This is a genomic window from Rhodanobacter sp. ANJX3 (assembly GCF_014200755.1).
Taxonomy (GTDB): domain Bacteria; phylum Pseudomonadota; class Gammaproteobacteria; order Xanthomonadales; family Rhodanobacteraceae; genus Rhodanobacter.
The window spans coordinates 20,175-37,075 of the sequence record NZ_JACHCM010000011.1; the positions used below are offsets into that span (position 1 = coordinate 20,175).

The window sequence follows — 16,901 nt, forward strand, 5'->3', positions numbered from 1 at the left end:
CCGGGGAAGGGATGCGCCATGCTAACCAAGTAGCGTCGATCAGGCGAATAGGTTGAGGAGACGCTCAGCGCTTAGCGTGCGGCGGCGCCTTGCCTTCGATATAGCCTGGTCCGCCGAGCTGGCTCATCTGCTGTTCGATCCAGCCGGCGCGGCGCAGCACGTACGCGCTGGGCTGGTCGGCATGCAGGCGCCGCGGGCTGGGCAGCACGGCCGCCAGGCGCGCGGCTTGCGACGGGCCGAGCCGCGCAGGCACCGTATGAAAAAACGCGTCGCTGGCGGCGCCGACGCCATAAACCCCGTCGCCCAGCTCGGCGATGTTGGCGTACACCTCCAGAATGCGCTGTTTGGGCCAGGTCATTTCGATCAGCAAGGTGAAATACGCCTCAAGCCCCTTGCGCACAAAGCTGCGCCCGTTCCAAAGGAACAGATTTTTTGCCGTCTGCTGGCTGATCGTGCTGGCGCCGCGCAGTCGGCCGCCGTCGTCGGCCTCGTCGATGGCGCTGTGGATCGAGTCGAAATCGAAGCCGTGGTGGTAGGGAAACTTCTGATCCTCGCCAGCCACCATCGCCAGCGGAACCCACGGCGATATCTGGCTCCACGGCACCCAGCGATGGCGCAGATGAAAATTCGGCTCGTGATGCACCCATGCGCCGATCTGGCGTTCCACCATCACGGCCGATGTCCACGGCGGTATAAAGCGCAGCATCAGCACCATCAGCCACGTCACACCGAACCAGGCCAGTGCGACGATCGCCAGGAGGCGCAGCAGGCGACGCAGCGGAGATCGTCGGGAAAACTCGGACATGGGCGACACGCTATCGGAAGTCCAGCGAGTATAAGGGCGTTGTTCCCCAGCGTCCGCGCCCCCATTTGAAAGCGTTGTCGGTGCGGCTCGCGCAGCCCCGATACTTCGATCTCACGAGGACCACCGTTTTGGAAAAGCTGCCAGTCGACGATGTTCTTTACCGGTTTCTATTGGAGCACGCAGGCATTCGCGGCGCGCTGGTCCGATTGGGCCCGGCATGGCGCGAGGTGGCCGGCCGTGCGCAGTATCCGCCGGCGCTACACGCGGTGCTGGGTGAAGCGCTGGCCGCCAGCGCGCTGCTTACCGGCAACATCAAGCTCGATGGCGCGCTGTCGATCGAGTTGAAAAGCACCGGTGCGCTTCGCCTGCTGTTTGCCGAATGCAATGACCAGGGCAGCCTGCGCGGCCTCGCTCGCTGGAACGATCCGCTGCCCGAGCCGCTGCAGCTGCAGGCGCTGCCCGAAGCCATCATGGCGATCACCATCGGCAATGTGGAGCGCGGCCAGCGCTATCAGGGCCTAGTGGATCTGCAGCACGCGAGCTTGGCCGACGCGTTGGAAAATTACTTCGTTCAATCCGAACAACTGCCGGCGCGGATCGTGCTGGCCACCAGCGGCGACTATGCCGTCGGCCTGATGCTGCAAAAGGTTCCCGATGAAGGCGGCCGCGACGCGTCTCACGACGCGGACGCGTGGAATCGCGTGGTCCAGCTCACCGCTACGTTGGGCACGGAAGAACTGCTCGCCACGGCGCCCGCGGAGCTGCTGTATCGGCTGTATCACGAAGAGTCGGTTCGACTGTTTGAATCGCGCCCTCTCGCCTTCGGCTGCAGCTGCAGTCGGGAGCGTGTCACGGCGATGCTGCGTTCGCTGGGCCGCGAGGAGGTGGAGGCCGCGCTGGAAGCGCGCGATGGCGAGATCGAAGTGATCTGCGAGTTCTGCGCGCAGCGCTACCTGTTCGACCGTATCGACGCCGAGCACCTGCTCAGCGAGAGCCCCGTGTTGAGTACCCCGGATACGGCACAATAGCCATCGGGTTGGCTTGATCCGGGGTACTCAACACGTCGAGCGGCGCTGGCCGCGTGCCTTTCGCAGCGCCGTCGATCGACCGATCAATTCGGTCGCGGCGGCGTGACCGAGCCAAGCCACGTTTCGGCGGCCTGAGCGGCGGCGAACAGGAAGCCCTGGCCATAGCGGCAGCCGACTTTCATCAACGCCTGTCGCTGCGATTCTTCCTCGATGCCTTCGGCGATCACCTTCATCTGCAGCGAATCGGCCAGCACCTGGATTGCGCGAACCAGGGCGAGGCCCTGAGTTTCCTGATCGTCCGCCGGCAGTTCGGTGATGAAGGATCGATCGATCTTCAGCGTCTCGAACGGATATTGGTGCAGATAGCTCAACGACGAGTAACCGGTGCCGAAATCATCCAGTGCAATGCCGACGCCGTGGCTGCGCAGGTTCTGCAGCATCTGCTTCACCTGGTTCGGATTTTCCAGCAGCGCACGCTCGGTGACCTCGATACGAATGCAGTGCGTGGGTACGGCGTAACGATCGAACAGCGCAAGCAGCTTTTGATCCAGGTCCGGTGAGCGGAAGTGCCGGCCCGAGACGTTGATGCTGATGAAACCATCGGCACCGATCAGCTTCATGCCCTGTTTGCATACCTGCTCGAAGATATGCCAGTCGATCGCCTCGGCGCAGCCGCAGTCTTCGGCAATCAGCAAAAAGTCCTGCGGCAGCAGCAGGCCGCGCTGCGGATGGTGCCAGCGCAGCAGCGCCTCGTAGCCGGCGACCCGGCCATCGGCCAGTTCCACGATCGGCTGGTAGAACGGCACGAATTCGTTACGGCTGAGCGCATGGCGAAGGTCGCTCTCCATGTCCAGCAGCGACAGCGCCTGGCGTCGCAGCCGCTCGTCGAACATCGCGGCGCGATGGCGGCCACCGTCCTTGGCGTTGTACATCGCTGCATCGGCGTCACGCAGCAGCTCTTCGGGCTGCTTGTAGTGCGGGCTGGAAAGGGTGATGCCGATCGAGGCCGAGGTGAAGATTTCCTTGGTCCCCAGCCGGAACGGCGTCTGCAGTTCGACGATGATGCGCTCGGCGACGACCATCGCCTTGCTGGTGTCGGCGATGCCCTCGAGCAGCACGGCAAACTCATCGCCGCCGAGGCGGGCGACCACATCGCGGGTTTTCAGGCAGGCGCGGATGCGGCCGCCGACCTGGAACAGCAGATCGTCGCCGACCAGGTGCCCGACCGAATCGTTGATCACCTTGAAGCGGTCCAGATCGATAAAGAGTACGGCGAATTGTTCGGCCGGATTGGCGGTATAGCGCTGCATCGCCTGTTCCAGCCGCTGTAGCAGCAGGGTGCGATTGGGCAGGCCAGTGAGCGAATCATGCAGGGTTTCGTACTTCAGCCGCCGCTCGACGCGCTCGCGCTCGGCGATTTGTTCGCGTAAATCGCGATTGGCCAGCGCCAGCGCGCGGGTGCGTTCGGTGACGCGTCGCTCCAGCCCCGCATACGCCTGTTTCAGCGATGAATCGGCGTAGCGCCGCTGCAGCGCGTTGGCGATGTGGTAGCTGACGAAGGTCAGCAGTTCCTGGTCGCGCTCGTGATAGTTGTGTTCGAGCGAATAGCTTTGCAGCGCGAGCACGCCCATCACTTTGTCGCCCCAGACCAGCGGCACGCCAAGCCAGCAGACCGAGCGCGTGCCGAAGTGGGCGATTTCACCGGCCTCGACCAGTCGATCGATGTCGGTAGGGAATGCCAGGAGCGGCCGCCCGCGGCGCAGCACATATTCCGTGGCGCCGCGGCCGTGCGCGCGCGATGGCCGCACGTTGTCGACTTCATCGACCGAATAGGGAAAGGTCAGCTCGTTGGTTTCCTCATCGACCAGCGCGATATAGAAATTACGCGCGTAGAGCAGGCCGCTGATGGCCTGATGTACGGCGGCGTAGAAATTGTCCAGACTGATCGGGGTATTGGCCAGTTCGGCAATACGGAACAGCGCGGCCTGCAGACGTTCACCGCGCTGGCGCTGCAGCACCTGCTGACGCAGCACGCGGTTGGCTTCGCGCAGCGCTGCCGTGCGATCGGTCACCCTCCGGCCCAGCTCCAGATGCGCCTCGCGCCGCTCCAGCGCGGTCTGTACGTGCTGTGCCACGTAGTTCAGCAGCTCCAGGTCGTGCCGCGAATAATGCGTATCCGCGCGATAGCTCTGCACCACGATGCCGCCGACGACGCGCCCCGCGCGCAGCAGCGGTACGCCCAGCCAATGCTCGCAGCGGGGGCCCACCAGCACGAATCGTTCGCCGAACTGTCGCTCCAGCTCCTCAGTCGAGCCCATCATCGGGCGACCCTCCTGCAGCAGATTCCAGGTCAGGCTGTGCAGCACCTCCTGCAGCGGCATGTCCTGATCGGGCGGCGGCGGATCGGTATCGACCGTGTCGACGTAGTAGGGGAACCGTATGGTGTCGCTCGTGGCGTCGTGCAGCACGATGTAAAAGTTCTCGGCATACATCAGGCTGCTGACGATCGCGTGCAGCGAGCGCATCATTTCCGGCATGTCGTGCTCGGCGCCGGCCTGCTCGGCAATGGCGTACAGCGCCCGCTGCAATCGTTCGGCCAGTGCGAGCCGAGAAATGGCCTCGTACAAACGGCTGGTTTCGGCCAGCTGGCGCAGGCGTGTATTGCCCAGTCGACCCAGCCATGCCAGCTGTTCCCGCACGCCGTCCAGCAGTGGCCTGCCGTCCCATTCCAGCGTCATGACGCGGTCGCCTTGCGGGTCTTGCGCCAGGTCGAGCTGAGTTTCCGCAGCCGCTTGCTCGTCCTTCGGCCGCCAGCGTAGCCGTCCCTCGACGCCCAGGCTGAGCATCATCCGCTCGCAGATCTCCATCACGCCGGCCGCGTCGACCGCGTCGAACAGCTTTTCGACCGCGTAACGCAGGGACGCAAGATCCCGCACCACTAAAAATGGCAGGGACGGGCGGGTCGTGGGTGTGACGCTCATGCGACGTGATCGCTTCCGGGCCGCGCTTGTGGATCGAGGTATCGGTACGTTATTTTCTTGTGTAAGCTTATATCGCGTAAGTTGGCTTGGTAGCCAGCATTGTTGACGCACGGGGAACACTCATAACCTTCCAAGGTCCTTCAGGGGCCTGAAACTGCTTTTTCTTGAGCTGGTGGGGAATGTTTGGCCTGATCAACGGTGTTAGTTATTTGTAAAGTTGAGTTATACTGACCACTCAAGACATTCATTCGGAAACGTTGCCCAGACAAGCCGATGCGCCGACTTTATTCGCCCCTGCTGATGCTTCTGCTGCCGCTCGCCGCGGCCGGGCAGTCTGCGGTCGGCGACGACGCGACGGCCCAGCAGTTGCTTTCACAGCAGCCGGCGCAGATGGCTCCGGTGGGCGCTGGCGTATCGGTCCCGCTGTGGCTGGGTTCCAACGGGCATTTGCTCGCTCTGAAGGCCGACCAGGCAAGCGGCGCCGATGCGCTGCGCAGCAGCACCCTGTTGTCGTTTCACGTGGTCGATGCGGCCAGCGTCAACTCGACCGGTCTGCAATATGGCCTGGCGCCCAATCTTCAGGCCAACGCCGAAGTCAGTCAGCGGACCTGGGTCAACCAGCCAATCCGTATCATCGGCAGCGAAGTCGGGGCTACCTACAACGCCGGCCGTTACAGTCTGGGCCTCAGCGTGGGCGCCAACAGCACGCAGGACAGCAGCGCGACCTTGCCACGCATACTTCCTAGTGCGGCAGCGGGCGTGGATGGCCTATCGAGCTTCGACAGCAGCTCTCAGGTCAACGCGCGCGGTCGCCTGGCGTTGGGCAGTACCAGCGGCATCGATCTGGGTGCCAGCGTAGGCCGCATCCATCTGCTGCCGGGTAACCTGCTGGGGGTGAATACGCTGGATCAGAAAGCGTTGAGCTTCGGCGTGGATCACGGTTCGCTGAGCGGCATGCTGATCGGCCGTACGATGGAGCCTCAGGTCGGTGTTCCCGGTGGCAATATCGCCCCTGACCGTCGCTGGAACAGTATCGATCTGGGCGTCACCTGGCGATTGCCGTGGCGCGGCCAGCTGAGCGTGGGCGCGCAAAACCTCTGGTCGTCCGGCACGTCGACGAATACTCCGGTAGGCCCCGAACCGGATCAGTCGCGCACGCCCTATGTGCAATACCACCAGGATCTCTGATCGTCCGGCAGCCAGCCGATGTGACTTGGTGATCTCGATGACGCCGTCGCCTATGCGACGGCGTTTTCGTTGGTGTTGAAGGGGAACGAATCGGGCCGACGCGACCGGCATCAATTCTTTCGGATGCGCAGATCGCCGCTGAACGTTTCGACATTGATCTTGCCGCCGTCGCTGCCCAGATGCACGTCCAGGCTACTGCCGGGTCCGTGCTCGGCTTTCTCCGGCGTGCCGAAATCGCTGCGCAGATCGCCGCTGAAGCTGCTGGCATGCAGCGAACCGGCGACCGTCGCGGGTAGTTGCAGCAGCACATCGCCGCTCATGCTGTCGATGCCGAGGCTGCCGTCGGGAGCGATGCCGCCGGACAACTGGACATCGCCAGATACCGTGCTCAATGTGAATTTTTTCCAGGGGCCGCCGCTGGCCTGGATATGACCGGAAATGGTCTCCAGTTTCGCCTCGTTGCCGAGTGTCGGTGCAAGGATGTCGCCGCTGACCGTCTGCAGCCCGGCCGTGTCGGCATGACCACTCAACTCGATATTGCCGCTGACGCTGTTCACCTTGAGCGACGGCGTGCGTGCGCTGATGCGCGCCCGGCCGCTGACGCTGTCGATCTGGATACTGCCGCCGTCCAGCCCATCGAGGACCACCGCTGCGCTGACGACATTGACATCCAGCGCGGCGGCCTTGGGCACATGCAGTTCCAGCGTACTCGGCGACATCCTGCTGTCGCTGCTCCAGTTGAGCCAGCCGGAGCCACCCTGCGGTTCGACCTTTATCGAGAGATCGCCATTGCTGCCGGTGATCGCCAGCGGCTTGCTGCCGTCGCCGAGTTGGCCGGTGACCTGCACCTCATTGCGATCCCAGCCGCTGATCGTCACATCGCCTGCCACGTTGCTCACGCTGACGCGGACGGTGGGGCTGGCTTCATGGTGCAGGTTGATCGGCGTTTCGGCCAATGCTCGACCGACGCAGAGGCATAGCAGCAGGGGAATGTAGCGTGCGGTTTTCATAGTTAGTCCAGGTGTTGATCAACCCGCGTCGCTGGCCAGCTGACGCAGCTGGCTTTGTTGACGCTCGGTTTGGATAAGCAGACGCTGCAGCGCCGACGAATGGGGCGCCTGTTGCATCGCCTGCTGCAGCTCCATGCGAGCCGCATTCAGCTGAGTTGCCGCACCCGCCAGTCGGGGATCGGCGGGCTTCCAGTTTTGCACCGAAGGCGCGCTGGCGACCGGCGTTGTCATGGTTGCGTTTCTGGCATGCCATCCAATGGCGCCGGCCAGCGCCACCGACGCGGCAAAGCTGGCGGCGATCAGCCAGCGCCGTCGGCTTCCCGATGGCGTTGTCGCTGTGGGCGCATCACCGGCTGCGGTGGATTCGGCGTCGCCCAGCGCGGCGTCGATCGACGCCCACAGATCCTGACGCGGCGCCAGCGGCTGGCGCAGGTCCCGCATTTGTCGACGCCATTCAAATTCGTTCATATCACTCTCCCGCATCAGCGGATCCCAGCATTTTGCGTAGCAGACCGCGAGCGCGGTGCAGTTGTGCTTTGGACGTACCCACGGCCATGCCCAGCTCGTTGCCGATATCTTCATGTCGCCAGCCTTCGATATCGTGCAGCACTAGTACCGCGCGGGCTCGCGGCGGAAGCAGCGCGATGGCGCGTTCCAACTCCTCGCGTTCGGCTGCGCAGAACGGCGTCTGACCGGGATCGGGCAGGTGTTCGTCGTCGACCATGCTCACCGGATCTGCGCCGCGCGCGCGAATGTCCATCAGTGCGACATTCACGGCGAGCCGGTACAGCCAAGTACCGAAAGCGCTTTCGTAGCGAAAATCCGGCAATTTCTGCCAGGCGCGCACGAAAGCGTCCTGGGTCAGATCTTCCGCTCGGGCGTGGTCATAGCCGGCGAGTCGAAAAACCGCGCCATGCACGCGGCCAACATGCAGGTGATACAGCCGCTGGAACGCGCGCCGGTCACCGCCTGCTGCTGCGCGAACGTCGTCACTGTCGTTGGCTACCGCAGTGGCGACGGGTGACATGAAAAGTCCAATGGCGTGGCTGGCGAGGGTCATCTTGCCAGCTTGGATGCATCCGGGCGCAGAAGGGTTTGAATCGAGCTGCACGTGATGCGTGCCCCGCACTGTGCGCTCTCTCGCCTTGGCGCAGTTTCCGCGTGAGCTCGTAAACGTCCACCGACCGCGCCCCAGGACTCAGATGTTCACGATGATGCCGCTTTTCGACGTGGCTGTTCGACTGCCGCGGTCAGGGCGAGTGCCACACGCTGTTGCTCGTCTCGCAGAGCGTCGGGCAGGCGCGGCGCAAACGTATCGAGATAGTCGCCGATTGCGGCGAGTTCATCCCGCCAGGCGCCGTTGTCGACCTCGAGCAGTGTTTCGAGACTGGCGCTATCGATTTTCAGACCGTCCAGATGAAGTTCGCCGACCTGCGGCAGCGTGCCGATAGCGGTCTCGACACCGGTAACGCGGCCTTCGACGCGATCGATCATCCACTGCAACACGCGCAGGTTGTCGCCAAAGCCCGGCCACAGGAACTTGCCGTCCGTACTTTTGCGGAACCAGTTCACGTGGAAAACTTTCGGCAGCTTGGCACCGGCCCGGTGGAACGACAGCCAGTGCGCAAAATAATCGCCGTAGTGATAGCCGCAGAAGGGTTTCATCGCCATCGAATCGCGGCGAAGCACGCCCACCTCGCCGGTCGCCGCCGCCGTGGTTTCCGAACCCATCGCCGCGCCCATCAGCACGCCATGCGTCCAGTCGCGAGCCTCCATCACCAGCGGCAGCAGCGAGGGGCGACGGCCGCCGAACACGATCGCACTCAGCGGCACGCCCTGCGGCGCCTCGGCTTTGTCCGACCAGGTCGGGCACTGTTTGGCGCTGACGGTGAAACGCGAATTCGGGTGCGCTGCAGGGCCGTTGGCAGGGTCGTAGGGGCGGCCCTGCCAGTCGGTGACCGGGGTACCCGGCAGGCCTTCCCACCACGGCTGGTTGTCGGCCGTTACTGCCACGTTGGTATAGATGGTGTCGTGCGCAATGGTGGCCAGCGCATTGGGATTGCTGCTGTCGCTGGTGCCCGGGGCCACGCCGAAAAAACCGGCCTCGGGGTTGATGGCGTATAGGCGTCCATCGTCGCCTGGTCGCATCCAGCAAATATCGTCCCCGATCGTCCAGACCTTCCAGCCGTTCTGGCGATAGCCTTCCGGCGGAATCAACATGGCGAGGTTGGTCTTTCCGCAGGCGGATGGAAAGGCGGCGGCGATGTAGTGCGTTTCTCCCTGCGGATTTTCGATGCCGACGATCAGCATGTGTTCGGCCAGCCAGCCTTCCGTATGCGCCTGATTGCTGGCGATGCGCAGCGCGTGGCACTTCTTGCCCAGCAGCGCGTTGCCGCCGTAGCCGGAGCCGTACGACTGGATCGAAAGCTCTTCGGGAAAGTGCATGATGAAGCGGCGATCGGGATCGAGTTCACCCGTGGAGTGCAGGCCTTTGACGAAGTGTCCCTCGCGCTCGATGCGCGCCTGCGCGGCGACACCCATGCGGGTCATGATGCGCATGTTGGCGACGACATAGGGGCTGTCGGTGATCTCCACGCCGCAACGCGCCAGCGGCGAATCGATCGGACCCATGCAGTAGGGAATCACGTAAAGCGTGCGGCCGACCATACAGCCGTCGAACAGCGCGTTCATCTTAGCGTGTGCGTCGGCCGGCGCCATCCAGTGATTGTTCGGTCCGCTGTCCTGCCGGTCGGTGTGGCAGACGAAGGTCAAGTGCTCCACACGCGCCACGTCCGACGGACTGGATCGATGCAGATAACAGCCGGGATGCGTCCGCTGGTTCAGCTCGATCAGCTCGCCGGTCCGCAGCATTTGCTGTACCAGGGATCGATATTCGGCGTCCGAACCGTCGCACCAATGCACCCGCTCGGGGCGGGTCAGTGCGGCCACGTCGTTTACCCACTGCTGCAGTGATTCGAGCGAGCTCGCCATCGGTGTCCCTCTCTGGTCTTGCGTGAATTCAGAGCGGAAACGGTAGTTTGCAGAGATTGGCATTGCAAGGCGTATCGCAACAATGCACTCAGCGCAGGCGATACACCGCCCGCATGGGGCGATGCGGATTACGCTGGGATCAGCGTGGCGATCATGTGCTCGACATAGGCGTCGAACTCTTCATGGTTGATGCGCGGCAGGCCCAGCGTGAAGTTCAGCTGCAGAAAGCCGACATAGGCGGCGTAGGTCAATCGGGCGCGGTTGAGCGCTTCGGGCGAGGGCAGGCCGGCCTCGCTGTAGGCGGTGGTGAGAAACTCCATCCGCCGCTGCGATACGCGCGCCATCACCGGGACCACCTGCGGGTGATCGAGCGCCTTGAGCAGGGCGGCGTAAACGCGATGGGGCTGCAGCTCGTGCGCCACGCGGCGAAACAGTTCCGGCAGACGCTTGCGCGGGTCCGCGATCTGCTCGATCTGGTTGATCACCTCGCGCTCGCCGTACTGCTCCCAGCGCTCCAGCGCGGCGTTGAGCAGCGCTTCGCGCGTGCGGAAGTGCCAGTAAAAGCTGCCCTTGGTCACACCAAGCTGCCGCGCCAGCGCCTCGACCGCCAGGGCGCCCACGCCCTGTTCGGCAATCAGGTGCAGCGCGGCTAGCTCCCAATCCTCGGCGGAAAGGCGGGTACGTTCGGGTTTGATCGCGACGTTCATGCGAGCATGGTAGCCACACGTCCCGCGTTTGTAATGCGGTGCCGGCGCAAACGGCGAAAAAACCGCGTCAATGGCCACGCGGGTACGGCAAGCCGGCGTATTGACGGCGCTTGCCGAGTCAGCCCATACTCTTCCGTATGGTTGCCCAGAATACCACCGCCGTCGAGTTGAGCCGTTTCCCCGTTGCTGATCTCGAGCTGGCGGTGGAAACGCATAACCCGGATGGCCGGCCGGCGCTGCTTTTTTCCCACGGCTTCGGGCAAACCCGCGGTGCCTGGTACGGCGCGGCAGCGGCCTTGGCGAAGGAAGGCTGCCGCTGCGTGACTTTCGATTGCCGCGGCCACGGGCAGAGTGATCGGGTAGCTGACGGCGCGTACCGCATGGAGCAATTTGCCGATGACTTGATCCGCCTCAGCAAGGCCCAGCCCGAGCCGCCGATATTGGTCGGCGCGTCGATGGGCGGATTGATAGGCATGCTGGTGGCTGGAGAAGTCAGGCCGTCGCCGTTTCGCGCGCTGGTGCTGGTCGATATCACACCGCGCTGGGAGCCGGCCGGGGTCGAACGCATTCTTGGGTTTATGAAGGCGCACCCCGAAGGGTTCGCCGATTACGCCGAAGCGGCGGACAAAATCGCCGGTTACCTGCCACAGCGTCGCGAGCGCAAGACCGAGGAACAGCTTCGACCGCTGTTGCGCCAGGGCACCGACGGCCGGCTTCGCTGGCACTGGGATCCGGCCCTGCTCGCCGGCGTGGTGAACGATAGCGAGCGCTACCAGCCTCGTCTGCTGGCGGCAACGTCGAAAATCGATGTACCGGTATTGCTGCTTTCCGGCGCACGCAGCGACGTAGTCTCGAGCGATACCGTCAACGAGTTTCTGCTGCGGGTACCGCACGCGCGGCACGTGGAAATCGCCCAGGCCACGCACATGGTGGCGGGCGATGCCAATGATGCCTTCACGCGTGAAGTGACGCGGTTTGTGCAAGATTTGACCCGGTGCGGTCCAGCCGAGTCGAAAGCGAATCTGCAAGTGCATTGAACGACGAAAAAGCTGGATCGACCCGATAACCGGCAAATCGCCGGTGCTGTTCAACCGTGATGAGGTGTTGACATGTCCGTGTTACTGACCATTCTGGCGGCGCTGATTGCTACCGGTGCCTGCGCATATCACCGTACCAGCCTGCGCACGTGGGCGATCGCCACGTTGGCCGCGACGTTCGTGGTCGGGCTGTTCTCGGGCGCCATCGGCACCATGGTGATCCTGCTGATCATCGAGCTGGCCATCGCGGTACCGCTGCTGATGGTGAGCTTCCGTCGCCGCAACATCACGGCGCCGATCCTGAAAACCTTCGCCAAGGTCACGCCGAAGCTTTCCGACACCGAGCAGACGGCGCTGGAAGCCGGCACGATCGGGTTCGAGGGCGAGCTGTTCTCCGGCAAGCCCGATTGGAGCGTGCTGATGAGGCAGCCCAAGCCGGTGCTGAGCGTGGAGGAGCAGGCGTTCATGGACGGTCCGGTGGAAGAGCTTTGCGGCATGCTCGACGACTGGCAGATCACCCACGAGCTGGCGGATCTGCCGCCGAACGTGTGGGACTTCATCAAGAAGAACAAATTCTTCGGCATGATCATTCCGAAGTCGTACGGCGGTCTACAGTTTTCCGCGCTGGCGCATTCGGCGGTGCTGCAGAAGCTGTCGACCATCTCCTCGACGGTGGCTTCGACGGTGGCTGTGCCCAATTCCCTCGGGCCGGCCGAGCTGCTGCTGCATTACGGCAGCGACGAGCAGAAGAACCACTATCTGCCGCGTCTCGCGGTGGGCGAAGATATTCCGTGCTTTGCATTGACCGGTCCCTACGCCGGCTCCGATGCCACATCGCTGCCCGACTACGGCATCGTCTGCAAGCAGACCGTCGACGGCGTCGAGACGCTCGGTCTGAAGCTCACGTTCAACAAGCACTACATCACGCTGGCGCCGATCGCCACCGTGGTCGGCCTGGCCTTCCGCATGTACGATCCCGAGCATCTGCTCGGTGAGAAGGAAGACCTGGGCATCACGCTGGCGCTGCTGCCGCGTGCCACTGCGGGCCTGCAGATCGGCCGCCGTCATTTCCCGCTGAACGTGCCGTTCCAGAACGGTCCGGTGCAAGGCAAGGACGTGTTCGTGCCGATGTCCACGCTGATCGGTGGTCCGCACATGGCCGGTCACGGCTGGCGCATGCTGGTGGAATGCCTGTCGGTGGGTCGCGCGATTTCGCTGCCGTCCAGCGCTACCGGCGCCGTCCGCGGTGCGGTCGCTGCCACGGGCGCCTATGCGCGTATCCGCAAGCAGTTCGGCCTGTCGATCGCCCGCTTCGAGGGCGTCGAAGAGGCGCTGGCGCGCATCGGCGGCCTGACCTACGCCACGGCGGCGCTGTCGAAGTCGACCGCGGCCGCGGTCGACCGTGGCGAAAAGCCGGCGGTCACGTCGGCCATCGCGAAATACCATGCCACCGAGTGGGGCCGCGAGGTCGCCGCCAACACCATGGACGTGCTCGGCGGCAAAGGCGTGCAGATGGGGCCCAAGAATTACGCCGGCCGTTCGTTCCAGGCCGTGCCGATCGCCATCACGGTCGAAGGCGCCAACATCATGACGCGCAGCCTGATGATCTTCGGTCAGGGCGCGATTCGCTGCCACCCTTACGTACTGAAGGAAATGCAGGCGCTGGCGATCGCCGACCGCAGCGAACAGCTGAAAACCTTCGATCGCCTCCTTTTCAGTCACCTGGGCTTCGGCGTGTCCAATGCCGTACGCAGCCTGGTGCTGGGGCTGACCGGGTCGCGCCTGGGCGAAAGCGCCGGCGACGCTTATACCCGTCGCTATTACCGCAAGCTCGACCGCTACTCGGCCGCGCTGGCGCTGTGCGCCGATGTCTTCATGGGCGTGCTGGGCGGCAAGCTGAAATTCAAGGAGAAGCTGTCGGCCCGTCTGGGCGACGTGCTGAGCAATATTTATATCGCCAGCGCCATGCTCAAGCATTACGAGGACAGCGGTCGTCCGGAATCCGATCGCCCGTTGCTGGCCTGGGCGTTCCACGAGTGCATGTGGCGCACGCAGACCGCGCTGGACGGCGCGATCCGCAACTTCCCTGTGCGTCCCGTGGCATGGCTGCTGCGTGCCCTGGTGTTTCCGTTCGGCCGTCGCGAAGTACCGCCGTCCGATCGTCTGGGCCGCCGCGTCGCCGCCTTGATCACCGGGCCGAGCGAGGCGCGCGATCACCTGCTGGAGTACGTCTATCTCACCCCGACGCCCAATAACGTGGTTGGCCGTCTGAACGCGCTGCTGCCGGAAGTGATTCTGGCCGAGCCGGTCGATCGCAAGTTTGCCAAGGCGCAGAAGAGTGGCCAGTTCAAGTCGCTGGAATACGTCGATCAGCTGGCCGAGGCGGAGAAGGCCGGCGTGCTGACGGCGACCGAATCGGCGCTGCTCAAGCATGTGCGCGAGAGCCTGTACGAGTTCATCTCGGTGGACGATTTCCACACTGACGAACTGCGTGCGTTCAAGACGCGTGCCGATCGTCAGGCCGAGGCGCAGGCCGACGCATGGATTCGCAAGCCCGAAGTGCGCACGCCGGAAAGTGCGGAAGGCTGAGACGCGAGGACCTGGCGTTAGTCAGGGTCAAAAAGCGGCGGGCAGTGAATCTGCCCGCCGCTTTTTTGTGCTTGTTGTCTTCGAGCAGCGCTGAACGTGACGTCGCCGCTTAGGCGGCTGCCGCAGGCTGGCCGGCCAGTACGCAACGGCTTTTTCCGGCGCGCTTGGCTTCGTACATGGCGCGGTCGGCGGCCTGGATCAGCTGCTCGTCGGCGTTCTGCCGATCGGTATGAAGATAGGGCGCCACGCCGATGCTGGCGCCCACACGTGCAGTGATTTGGGTTTCGCCGATCGAAAACGCATAGGGCTCGGCCAGTGCGTCACAGAGCGACTGACACAACTGCATGGCCAGCCGCGGGTCATCGATGTCCTCGAGAATCAGCGCGAACTCGTCGCCGCCGAGCCGTGCGACAGTGTCGTTACTGCGCAGTTGCCTTTGCAGGCGCGCGGCGATTTCCTGCAGCAGCACGTCGCCGGCGGGGTGGCCGTGCTCGTCGTTCACATTTTTAAAGCCGTCGATATCGATGCAGGCCAGGGCAAAGCCGCCGCGTTGGCGCTGCGCGCGCTGGATCGAGCCACGCAGGCGATCGTGGAAGAGCATGCGGTTGGGCAGGCCGGTGAGCGTGTCATGGCTGGCCTGATGGCGCACCATGGCCTCGATGCGTTTGCGTTCGGCAATTTCCACCGTGAGCTGCTGGTTGCGCTCGGACAGCGAGGTCAGCGCCTGCTCCAGTTCGGCGCGCGCGGCATACAGTTCGAGAAAGACGCGCACCTTCGATTGCAGGATCACGTCGTTGATCGGTTTGGCCACGTAATCCACCGCGCCGGACCGATAGCCTTTCAGTCGGCTAAGGTCGTCGGCATAGGCGGCGGTGACGAAAATGATCGGCGTCTCGCGCAGTTGTTCGGTTTCGCCGAGCAGGGCGGCGACTTCGAAGCCGTCCATGTCCGGCATGTTGACGTCGAGCAGGATCAGCGCGAACTGATGATCCAGGCAAAGCGCGAGCGCCGCATTGCCGCTGTTCGCCTCGAATATCTCTGCGCCGCAGCGCGCCAGCAGTCGGCGCATGGCGACCAGGTTGGCGGTGGTATCGTCTACAACGAGAATTTTTGGCGGCATCGGATTCAACGCAAGGGTTGGGCCAGACAAAGGCGGTTGAGCAGCGGAGCGATCTCTTCCAGCGGCAGGCAATAGTCGGCCCCCGCTTGTTCCAGCGCGGCTCGGGGCATCGCCGGGGCTTCGGCGCCCTCGGGCGTCTGCACCACGGCCACGCCACCGCGCCGGCGTATTCTCGCCAGTCCCTCGGCGCCATCGCTGTTCGCTCCAGTAAGCACCACACCGATCAGATCGCAGGTATAGACGTCGGCCGCGGAATCGAACATGACGTCGATCGACGGCCGGGAATAGCGCACCTGATCGTCCACGGAAAGGGCAAAGTGGCGATCGTTCTCCAGCAGCAGGTGATAACCTGCCGGTGCCACATGCACGGTGCCGCCGATGGCCTGCTGTCGCTCGCGCGCCTCGACAATCGGCAACGTTGAATGACTGGCCAACAATGCGCACAGACCCGACACGTCGGTCGAAGTATGACAGCAGATCAGCAGGGTTTGCGTCAGTCGTCGATCGAGTCCGCCAAGTATCACGCGCAGCGCGTGGAGGCTGCCCTGGGAGCATCCGATGGCGATCGCCTCAGGCGGACGCATCGTGCTCACCGGAGGGGGCCTGCAGCTTTCGACGGTAGAGCCGCTGGCTGGCGTCGACGGCGGTGAAATCCGCGGCGGCGGGAGCAAAATCGAGGCTTTCGCGCAGTCCCAGACACAGGTAGCCGCCACGCACCAGGCTGTCGCGAAACAGCGCGAGCGTGCGATCTTGCAGCGGATTGGAAAAGTAGATCAGCACGTTGCGGCACAGCACCAGATGCGCCTCGCAAAACACCTTGTCGGTTACGAGGTTGTGATTGGTGAAGGTGATGTTCTTGCGCAGACGTTCGTGCAGGCGGATGAAGTCGTAGCGTGCGCTGTAGTAGCTGGAAAGCGACTGGCTGCCGCCCGCCTCGATGTAGTTGCGCGACCACAGCTGCGCATCCTTGGCCGGGTAGATGCCTTCGTGCGCGCGCTTGAGCGCCGCGGGATTGAAGTCGGTGGCGAAGATGTGGCTGCGCTCGTAAAGGCCGGCTTCTTCCAGCAGAATTGCCAGCGAATAGACTTCCTGACCATAGGCGCAGCCGGCCTGCCACACATTGATGCGCGGGTAGGAGGCCAGCAGCGGCAGCACCTGTTCGCGCAGCGCGCGGAACATCAGCGGATCGCGAAACATCTCCGATACCGGCACCGAAAGCCCTTCGATCACCTGGGTGACGAAATCCGCCTTGTGCAGCAGTCGCGCGGTCAGCGCGCTGATGCTGTCGCAGTGATGCACGTGCATCAGCTGGCGCACGCGCCGGGTCAGCGAGGCCGGCGCGTACTGGCTGAAGTCGAAGCCGTAGCGGCGTTTGAGCGCCGATACGAACAGATCCACCTCGATCCGTTCCAGTTCGATATCAGGCAGCGGTGTCGACATGCGTG

Annotated in this window: 14 protein-coding genes; 4 read left to right on the forward strand and 10 right to left on the reverse strand. The window is 63.8% G+C overall.

Annotated elements, in window-relative coordinates; genetic code table 11:
* Window positions 1-64 precede the first annotated feature (64 nt).
* A complete protein-coding gene (gene mtgA / locus HDE76_RS19465; RefSeq protein ID WP_184510024.1) occupies window positions 65-805 on the reverse strand; it encodes a monofunctional biosynthetic peptidoglycan transglycosylase in 741 nt (246 codons plus the stop codon).
* A gap of 128 nt (window positions 806-933) precedes the next feature.
* On the opposite strand from mtgA, the gene HDE76_RS19470 reads away from it, so the two are divergent.
* Window positions 934-1,833, forward strand: a complete 900-nt coding sequence (locus HDE76_RS19470; protein ID WP_184510026.1) for an Hsp33 family molecular chaperone HslO — start codon at window positions 934-936, stop codon at window positions 1,831-1,833.
* Between the two features lie 83 nt (window positions 1,834-1,916).
* Here the strand turns inward: HDE76_RS19470 and HDE76_RS19475 are convergent, their stop codons facing one another.
* On the reverse strand, window positions 1,917-4,814 hold the full coding sequence (locus HDE76_RS19475) for an EAL domain-containing protein (protein WP_179482420.1): 2,898 nt from the start codon (window positions 4,812-4,814) through the stop codon (window positions 1,917-1,919).
* Between the two features lie 273 nt (window positions 4,815-5,087).
* Here HDE76_RS19475 and HDE76_RS19480 point away from each other — a divergent pair, with 273 nt between their 5' ends.
* A complete protein-coding gene (locus HDE76_RS19480; protein WP_179482418.1) occupies window positions 5,088-6,002 on the forward strand; it encodes a hypothetical protein in 915 nt (304 codons plus the stop codon).
* A 110-nt stretch (window positions 6,003-6,112) separates the two neighbouring features.
* On the opposite strand, the gene HDE76_RS19485 is transcribed toward HDE76_RS19480, so the two are convergent.
* The 5 genes from HDE76_RS19485 to HDE76_RS19505 form a co-directional block, all read right to left on the reverse strand.
* A complete protein-coding gene (locus HDE76_RS19485) occupies window positions 6,113-7,012 on the reverse strand; it encodes a DUF4097 family beta strand repeat-containing protein (RefSeq protein WP_179482416.1) in 900 nt (299 codons plus the stop codon).
* 18 nt (window positions 7,013-7,030) lie between these two features.
* Complete coding sequence (locus HDE76_RS19490; protein ID WP_179482414.1) at window positions 7,031-7,480, reverse strand: hypothetical protein; 450 nt, start codon at window positions 7,478-7,480, stop codon at window positions 7,031-7,033.
* Between the two features lies 1 nt (window position 7,481).
* Window positions 7,482-8,039, reverse strand: a complete 558-nt coding sequence (locus tag HDE76_RS19495; RefSeq protein WP_179482412.1) for a sigma-70 family RNA polymerase sigma factor — start codon at window positions 8,037-8,039, stop codon at window positions 7,482-7,484.
* Between the two features lie 179 nt (window positions 8,040-8,218).
* The gene (locus HDE76_RS19500) at window positions 8,219-10,066 is read right to left on the reverse strand and encodes a phosphoenolpyruvate carboxykinase (GTP) (RefSeq protein WP_179482410.1); all 1,848 of its coding nucleotides are present in this window, start codon (window positions 10,064-10,066) and stop codon (window positions 8,219-8,221) included.
* A 65-nt stretch (window positions 10,067-10,131) separates the two neighbouring features.
* Window positions 10,132-10,710 (reverse strand): TetR/AcrR family transcriptional regulator, encoded by a 579-nt coding sequence (locus HDE76_RS19505; RefSeq protein ID WP_179482408.1) that lies wholly within the window; start codon window positions 10,708-10,710, stop codon window positions 10,132-10,134.
* Between the two features lie 137 nt (window positions 10,711-10,847).
* Between HDE76_RS19505 and HDE76_RS19510 the strand changes: the two genes are divergently transcribed.
* Window positions 10,848-11,747: an alpha/beta hydrolase gene (locus HDE76_RS19510; protein WP_184510028.1), complete on the forward strand. Its 900-nt coding sequence runs from the start codon at window positions 10,848-10,850 to the stop codon at window positions 11,745-11,747.
* A 72-nt stretch (window positions 11,748-11,819) separates the two neighbouring features.
* Window positions 11,820-14,336 carry an acyl-CoA dehydrogenase gene (locus HDE76_RS19515; protein ID WP_184510030.1) on the forward strand — a complete coding sequence of 839 codons (2,517 nt, stop codon included), beginning with the start codon at window positions 11,820-11,822 and terminating at the stop codon, window positions 14,334-14,336.
* 109 nt (window positions 14,337-14,445) lie between these two features.
* Here the strand turns inward: HDE76_RS19515 and HDE76_RS19520 are convergent, their stop codons facing one another.
* From HDE76_RS19520 to HDE76_RS19530, 3 genes are read right to left on the reverse strand one after another with little or no spacing between them, the layout of a single operon-like run.
* Window positions 14,446-15,456 carry a diguanylate cyclase gene (locus HDE76_RS19520; protein WP_179482402.1) on the reverse strand — a complete coding sequence of 337 codons (1,011 nt, stop codon included), beginning with the start codon at window positions 15,454-15,456 and terminating at the stop codon, window positions 14,446-14,448.
* Between the two features lie 5 nt (window positions 15,457-15,461).
* On the reverse strand, window positions 15,462-16,040 hold the full coding sequence (locus tag HDE76_RS19525; protein ID WP_184510033.1) for a chemotaxis protein CheB: 579 nt from the start codon (window positions 16,038-16,040) through the stop codon (window positions 15,462-15,464).
* A complete protein-coding gene (locus HDE76_RS19530) occupies window positions 16,027-16,896 on the reverse strand; it encodes a CheR family methyltransferase (RefSeq protein WP_179482398.1) in 870 nt (289 codons plus the stop codon). Before HDE76_RS19530 ends, HDE76_RS19525 begins: the two co-directional genes overlap by 14 nt.
* Between the last annotated feature and the right edge of the window lie 5 nt (window positions 16,897-16,901).

Coding starts and splice junctions, on each gene's coding strand:
- HDE76_RS19490 (WP_179482414.1), bottom strand. CDS start 7,480: ATGAACGAATTTGAATGGCGTCGACAAATGCGGGACCTGCGCCAGCCG.
- mtgA (WP_184510024.1), bottom strand. CDS start 805: ATGTCCGAGTTTTCCCGACGATCTCCGCTGCGTCGCCTGCTGCGCCTC.
- HDE76_RS19505 (WP_179482408.1), bottom strand. CDS start 10,710: ATGAACGTCGCGATCAAACCCGAACGTACCCGCCTTTCCGCCGAGGAT.
- HDE76_RS19495 (WP_179482412.1), bottom strand. CDS start 8,039: ATGTCACCCGTCGCCACTGCGGTAGCCAACGACAGTGACGACGTTCGC.
- HDE76_RS19485 (WP_179482416.1), bottom strand. CDS start 7,012: ATGAAAACCGCACGCTACATTCCCCTGCTGCTATGCCTCTGCGTCGGT.
- HDE76_RS19480 (WP_179482418.1), top strand. CDS start 5,088: ATGCGCCGACTTTATTCGCCCCTGCTGATGCTTCTGCTGCCGCTCGCC.
- HDE76_RS19475 (WP_179482420.1), bottom strand. CDS start 4,814: ATGAGCGTCACACCCACGACCCGCCCGTCCCTGCCATTTTTAGTGGTG.
- HDE76_RS19525 (WP_184510033.1), bottom strand. CDS start 16,040: ATGCGTCCGCCTGAGGCGATCGCCATCGGATGCTCCCAGGGCAGCCTC.
- HDE76_RS19530 (WP_179482398.1), bottom strand. CDS start 16,896: ATGTCGACACCGCTGCCTGATATCGAACTGGAACGGATCGAGGTGGAT.
- HDE76_RS19500 (WP_179482410.1), bottom strand. CDS start 10,066: ATGCCAATCTCTGCAAACTACCGTTTCCGCTCTGAATTCACGCAAGAC.
- HDE76_RS19520 (WP_179482402.1), bottom strand. CDS start 15,456: ATGCCGCCAAAAATTCTCGTTGTAGACGATACCACCGCCAACCTGGTC.
- HDE76_RS19515 (WP_184510030.1), top strand. CDS start 11,820: ATGTCCGTGTTACTGACCATTCTGGCGGCGCTGATTGCTACCGGTGCC.
- HDE76_RS19510 (WP_184510028.1), top strand. CDS start 10,848: ATGGTTGCCCAGAATACCACCGCCGTCGAGTTGAGCCGTTTCCCCGTT.